Raw genomic sequence first — 6,090 nt, 5'->3', positions numbered from 1 at the left:
TCCCGCCCCACCAGCTCCGGCAGCGGCTGCCCCAGCGCCCAGGCAATCACCGACTCGGCCACCGTGTGCAGCTTGATGCTGGTGCGCTGGGACACGTGATGAGCCAGCCCCTCGCCCGAAGACGCAGGCTCGCAGGCTCGCAGGCCAGTGTCCACCGAGTCCGCCTGGAACCGGCTCGTGTGCGCAACGTGTGCCGCCAGATGGCACGTCGAGGGTGGCCGCGGAGGGCGAGCGGTGAGACCGCGGTGGAGGCGCTGCCGGGCCCATTGCCCGGGAGCGGTGACCCGGATCACTGTGCGGGGGTGGGCTGGGGGCGGAGCGTTCGGGTGACTGCCGCGATCCGTATCTCCTCCAGAGCCGCGCTCTGGCGCTCGGCACGTTCCAGCAGGATGTCCAGGTGCGCGGTGTCCAAGCGCCGGTCGGTCTCGGACAGGGCACGCAGGGTGCGCCAGCACGCCGCTTTGCCCTGAACGCCCAGGAGCATCGCCTCGGCCTCCAGCACGTCGCTGAGCGGGGAGCGGGAGAAGAGATGACCGTTGGTCTTGAGGCGGCCGGCCTTTTCCGCCAACCAGCCCAGAGCAACCTTGGTGTGGTCGACGGACACCTCCAGGTCGGCCATGATCTGTGCCAGCGCGTCGCGGTCTGCCTCCACCTGACGGGCCAGATCGGCAAGGGACGCTTCCCGTTCTTCGCCCTGCTGTGCCTGGGCGGCTCGCCGGAAGAGCTCCAGGCCACCGGTCGCACCGGAATAGTGGTCGTTGAGATAGATCGACAGCAGACCGGCACTGCCGGAACCATCCTCCGCGGATCCGCTCCCGGCCGCCTTCCCGGCTTCGGAGCGCATCTCCTCGTCGACCAAGATGGCGAGCTCCGACCAGCTGCTCTCGAACTTGTCCAGTCCCTCGCGTTCCAGGGTGTCGGTCACGTCCGCGAAGTCGACGCCGGCGTGCTCCAGCGCCTCCAGGTGGGCTGCGGCCGCGGCGTAGTCCTGGGCGGTCGGCGCATGGTCAGGAAGGGTGCCGTGGTCGGCGAACGCGGCCAGCGTGGTGCCCGGCATGGTGTTCACCGTGCCCGCGATGGCCAGCTCGCTGACATACATCGTGTCCTGGTACGCCGGGTTCTTGACCCCGGTGGACGCCCACAGCGGGCGCTGGGCACGCGCCCCCGCCTCGGCCAGGATCTGCCAGCGCGGCTCGGCCACCACCTGCTCGTACGCCTGGTATGCCAGCCGGGCATTGGCGATGGCAGCTCTGCCCTTGAGCGCCCGGGCCTGTGAGGTGCCCAGGGCGTCGAGACGGCGGTCGACCTCGGAGTCGACGCGGGAGACGAAGAACGAGGCGACCGAGTGAATGTCCGACAGGTCGCGTCCCGCGGCCAGGGCCTGCTCCAGACCAGTCTGGTAGGCGTCCATCACATCCCGGTAGCGCTCCAGCGAGAAGATCAGCGTGACGTTGACGCTGATACCCCGGGCGATGGCGGCGGTGACCGCCGCCAGTCCCTCGCGGGTCGCCGGAATCTTCACGAACAGGTTCGGCTCCGCTACCGTCTCCCACAGCTTCACCGCCTGGGCGAGCGTGGCCTGCGCATCACGGGCCAGCCGCGGATCGACCTCGATCGACACCCGCCCGTCCCGCCCGCCGGTGCGCCGGTAGACATCGCGGAACGCCCGGCAGCCCTCCCGCACATCGGCGGTGGTCAGCTCGAAGACCGCGTCATCGACGCCCGCCCCCTCACCGCCCAGGCGGCGCAACTGGTCGTTGTAGCTGTCTCCCTTGGACAGCGCCGAGGCGAAGATCGTGGGGTTCGTGGTGACCCCCACCACGTGCTTGTCCGTGATCAGCTCCTTCAGTTCCCCGCCGGCCAGCAGCTCACGGGACAGGTCGTCCAGCCAGACTGACACCCCCGCGGCGGACAGCTGGGCAAGCGGATCGGGCGAAGCGGAAACAGGCATGCGAGACCTCCAGGATGGAGCGGCGCCGCCGGGCCAGAAGGCCCACTGAAGACGGAGACGGTGCCCGCTGACCAAGCGGACTCGTGGCAGTGGCACCCGCTACCTTGCGACTCTCCGCTTTCGCCCGCCTCATTCATCAACGACCGGATTGCGGCCACCGCAGCCCGGCACGGACACCGATCGGCGACGATCCAAAGGCGCCACCATCTCCAGACGTCCGCCACCGGCTTCATGACGCACCAGGGACATCCGCAGCCTGGAAGACGGGACGAATCGCAGCACAGGATGCCTTCCAGGGCTTCCATCGGCACGGTTTCCCCGGCACGACCGGCCGGAGCAGGTAGGAGTGTGGTGGCGGCCGCGGTGCCGATGCGGTACGTCCCCGACACGCTGTCGCAGCGGTGCTCAGTCGTCGTACGGGTCGCGGCTGCCGGACTTGGCCAGGCCTCGGCTGATCATGTAGCCGACGGTGAGGATCACGATGTACAGCCACGCCTTGTCGGCGCGGAAGTAGTCGGCGTGGCCCTCGTCGTCTCCCACGACCATGGAGGCGATCAGCACCGCGACGACCGCGGCGATATAGACGAAGAACTCGGTGGTCTTGAAGGCCGCCTTCGTCTCCGTCGACAGTCGGCGCGGCCGGTGAGCGGCCGCGCCGTCACCCCTGTGAGGGCTGGCCTTACCAACCGGGTCTGCAGCGCTCATGGAAGGCACCTCTTCTTGTCGCGGGGAGCACCTGATGCGCTCCGCGGGCGGGAAAGCGTCAAGATCGTATGCCCTATTGAGTGCCCATATGTGGCGATCTAAACAGAGCGTCAAGGCACGGCCACGACAATCCGTGACACCGGCCCGGTGGCGGGCGCCCGGTACCCATCGGCAAACGAGTGATCGCAGGACCGTCATGGTCGCCCCCCGCGCGCACATGGGGAACGTTCACCACGTGAGGTGAACGCCGGGATCCTCTGCAAAGACCACGGCAGCCCCGCAACGGGCCGCCCCCGCCGGACCACACCGGTCAGACGGGGGCGGCAAAGCCAGACGGGCGGCTCCCGGTAGGGCGGGGCCGACTGTCAGTCCTTGGCGATCGCCATGCCGAGGAAGATCCCGACCAGCAGGGCGACACTGCCGGTGGCCATCACCGCCCACGTCCCGGTCTGCGTCGCGGTGAACGTCGAGGTCATTCCCGCCTGCGCCGCCGCCTGCGTGGCCTGCGCCCCGGCCATGGACGCTTCCTGGACGGCCAGGCCCGTCTCCAGCTTCTGGACCTTGCTCTCCAGCTCCGACTGTTCCATCGTGCGGTTCCTCTCTCACGGTGTGCCGGCCGATTCCAGCATCACCGACCATCGGTTCCCCGCCGCAGTGCAACAGCCCCCAGGGACGCCTTCGGGCCACCCGTTTGCCAACGCCCGGCGCGCCCTCGCCGACAGCCGACGGCCACACGGCCGGGTGAGCGCGGTGCCATCCGTCTGTGGCCACGGCTCCTGCGGCCTGACCGCAGAGCAGGACAGGTCTTCAGGCAGCACTCCACTGGTGCGCGCCGCCGCGCCACTCGATCGAGGTCCGCTTCGGCACGAGCCGGGCCGGGGCCGTAGACGTCGCTCTCTGCACCACGGCGTCCGTCGACGCGGTCGTCCCCGCCCACCCGGAACTCGACTGGGAGCAACTGCGCGCGGTGGAGAAGGGCCGGCGCTCCCCACTCGCCGCGCTGGCGAAGCAGGCCGCCCTGGCCTGACCGGCGCGGCGTGGTCCACGAGGGCGCTCCCCCACGGCTGTTGCGTGAGGGAGCGTCCTCGTCTCCGGCAGCTCTGCCTCAGCGGCCGGGCGGTTCGGGGTAGCGCCAGCGGCGCCGGTCCGGGTCGTCGACGCCGATCTCGTACCAGGGCTCGCCGCGCTGGAGCCGGGGCAGGGTGTTCACCCAGACCGCGACGGCGATGCCTTTTCACGTCGGCGGCGAGCGCCTGGAGGCGGTTGTCGAGCAGGTGCTCCTCCTTGCCCGCCAGGACGACGTGCAGCCGCGGGAAGGTCTGGGAGCGGGTGTAGCGGTGGCGCTGCCAGAACGGGAACGTGTTGCCGATCGTGCCGCGGGCGCCTTCCCAGACGCGGTGTCCGGCGTAGCGCTCGTAGTCCCAGACCTCCTTGGCGAGGCGGGCCTGGGACATGGTGCCGTTGTCGAGCTCGAAGAGGCGCACCTCGCTGGTCTTGGTCGGCAGCGCGAGGACGGCGTCGGTGTTGAAGCTCAGGCCGGTCTCCTTGATGGCGTGGTTGACCTCCACCTGCCAGTCGGTCAGGTACTTGCGGCGGCCGTAGGCGAGGATCATGTCCGTCACCGCGACGCCGTGCGGGCCGAACCCGGCGCGAACGGCCCTCGCTCCGGTGCCGGCCTTCGGTCGGGGAGGCAGCTCGTTGCCGTCGGCCAGAGCCTTCTGCCCTGCCGGGGTCAGGTTCCAGATCTGGTGCTTGCCGTCCTTGCCGTTCGTTTCCGCCAGCCCGAGCTCCGCCAGCTTGTTCATCGCCCTGCGCACGTACGACCGGCCGTCCGACTCATTCCTCGTGATTACCTCAGCCATCTGCCGGACCGTGGCTATACGCACGCACCCCAGCATCCGCAGCGCATCGGCCCGCACCTTGGCCGCGGGGGTGGACTTCTTCCCCTTCGCCGACGTCTCAGGGGAAGGGAGAAAGGTGTCAGCGCGCCGGGAGACCCCCTGGCGGGCGGTGTGAGCTGCGGTGATCGGGACGACGTTGGAATCGTTCGCGGCACCGTTCACGGCACTGGATTCCGGGCCGCCCGGAAGACGTTCGGCACCCCTTGTCCAGGTCGGGCGCGGCTCGGGCTGCCGGGCGCTGCTGGCGTACGTCATGACGAAGCTCCTCACGCAGTGGCGCGGGGGTCCAGATGGAATTCCCCCGTCACTTGCTAGAGGTGTGGCGAAAGTCGACGGTGTGACGCTTCACCGAGCGCCGTTACCGATCCGTGATCGTCAGGCAGGTGCGGCGCAGAGCACGAGGTCGTCACCATCGGCACCGCCATGGCCAGCGGCATCGCCGCGTGAGTGGTCTGGCCGTGCGCCATGCCGTTGCGGATCTGCCGACCATAGTCGAGGTACTCCGCCTGCCGGGCCGTCAGGACCCCGTCGGCGGCGCCCTGCTTGATGAGCTGGTGCAGCGGCTTCTTGCCCGCGTCGGGGATACGGTCGCGCAGCACGATCTCCACCGCGATCAGGGAGTGCATGACCGCCACGGTGGAGAACTCGTAGCAGTAGTAGGACTGGCGCAGCAGCTCGCGGGCCGTACGCAGAACGGTCGCCGCGGCCTCGGGCACGCCGTCGGGCACGACGCGCGCGATCGAGCGGGTGCTGGAGTGGATCGAGGACGAGGTGGCGGTGATCCGGTACGGCAAGGACGGCATCTACCGGGTGCGGCCGCCCGGTGGTCTGGTCGCCGCGCGCTTCCGCCACTACGAGGCGCGCTCGGGCATGCCCTTGCTCCATGACCATCTGCTGCTGTCCGTGAAGGGGCAGCGTCTGGACGGGAAGTGGGGGTCGATCCACACCCTGGCCCTGCACGAGAAGATGATCCTTCGCAGTACAGGTGCTCGCACTGTACGGCAAAAGTTGCGCCTAACCGCATGTTACGCGCCGGAGAGTTGCCACTCAACGCAAGTTTGTGTCGGCGGCCGCTGACATCGGCGACGGCGCCCTGGTCGACGTCGCCGCGTCGATCGGCGCCGCCTGCCCCGACATCCTCGGCACGACGGACCTGTCGCTGCTTCAGCGGGCCGCCGACGCCGCGATGTACGCGGGCAAGCACACCGGCCGTCCGGTCCTCGCCGACCGCTCCCACGCTGCCATGCCGTCCGTCAACGGCCGGCGCGCCGGGCGGCCGGGCACCGACACCCTCGGGGCCGCCGCGTGAAGAAGCCGACGCAACACAGGACCCTATCGACCGAAATCACAGCGCTCGCGTTGCCCCTTGTCCAGTTCCGCTACCTACGACATTCCGCCCATTCCGGCGGGGAGAATTCTCCGTCCCGCCACGCTGCGCGTGCACCGGGAGGCGATGTGCAAGGCGGTGATCTCGTGGGCGAGGGCGTCGTCGGCGGCCCGGCGGGCGGCGCGGGCCTGCTCGCCGGCCATCCA

The 6,090-nt window shown here is 69.7% G+C and carries 5 protein-coding genes and 3 pseudogenes; 3 read left to right on the top strand and 5 right to left on the bottom strand.

The window, feature by feature from the left end:
- Positions 1-838 precede the first annotated feature (838 nt).
- The 3 genes and pseudogenes from tal to ACWD1U_RS37155 all read right to left on the bottom strand — a co-directional run.
- A pseudogene (gene tal, locus ACWD1U_RS37165) lies at positions 839-1,951 on the bottom strand (transaldolase); the annotation flags it as partial.
- A 405-nt stretch (positions 1,952-2,356) separates the two neighbouring features.
- Positions 2,357-2,656, bottom strand: coding sequence for a hypothetical protein (locus ACWD1U_RS37160; RefSeq protein WP_451113778.1), 300 nt, complete (start codon positions 2,654-2,656; stop codon positions 2,357-2,359).
- A gap of 365 nt (positions 2,657-3,021) precedes the next feature.
- Positions 3,022-3,243, bottom strand: coding sequence for a hypothetical protein (locus ACWD1U_RS37155; RefSeq protein ID WP_451113777.1), 222 nt, complete (start codon positions 3,241-3,243; stop codon positions 3,022-3,024).
- A gap of 257 nt (positions 3,244-3,500) precedes the next feature.
- Between ACWD1U_RS37155 and ACWD1U_RS37150 the strand changes: the two are divergent.
- Positions 3,501-3,683 (top strand): annotated as a pseudogene (locus tag ACWD1U_RS37150) (hypothetical protein); the annotation flags it as partial.
- A 394-nt stretch (positions 3,684-4,077) separates the two neighbouring features.
- Here ACWD1U_RS37150 and ACWD1U_RS37145 read toward each other — a convergent pair.
- Positions 4,078-4,518: pseudogene (locus ACWD1U_RS37145) on the bottom strand (replication-relaxation family protein); the annotation flags it as partial.
- A 350-nt stretch (positions 4,519-4,868) separates the two neighbouring features.
- Entirely contained in the window at positions 4,869-5,285 is a 417-nt protein-coding gene (locus ACWD1U_RS37140) for a hypothetical protein (RefSeq protein ID WP_451113776.1), read from the bottom strand.
- 19 nt (positions 5,286-5,304) lie between these two features.
- Between ACWD1U_RS37140 and ACWD1U_RS37135 the strand changes: the two genes are divergently transcribed.
- A complete protein-coding gene (locus ACWD1U_RS37135) occupies positions 5,305-5,634 on the top strand; it encodes a relaxase domain-containing protein (RefSeq protein ID WP_451113775.1) in 330 nt (109 codons plus the stop codon).
- Positions 5,618-5,866 carry a hypothetical protein gene (locus ACWD1U_RS37130; protein ID WP_451113774.1) on the top strand — a complete coding sequence of 83 codons (249 nt, stop codon included), beginning with the start codon at positions 5,618-5,620 and terminating at the stop codon, positions 5,864-5,866. Before ACWD1U_RS37135 ends, ACWD1U_RS37130 begins: the two co-directional genes overlap by 17 nt.
- Positions 5,867-6,090: the final 224 nt, after the last annotated feature.

This window comes from Streptomyces sp. NPDC002788, from assembly GCF_053592115.1.
This window is presented reverse-complemented; position numbering and strand designations above follow the sequence as displayed.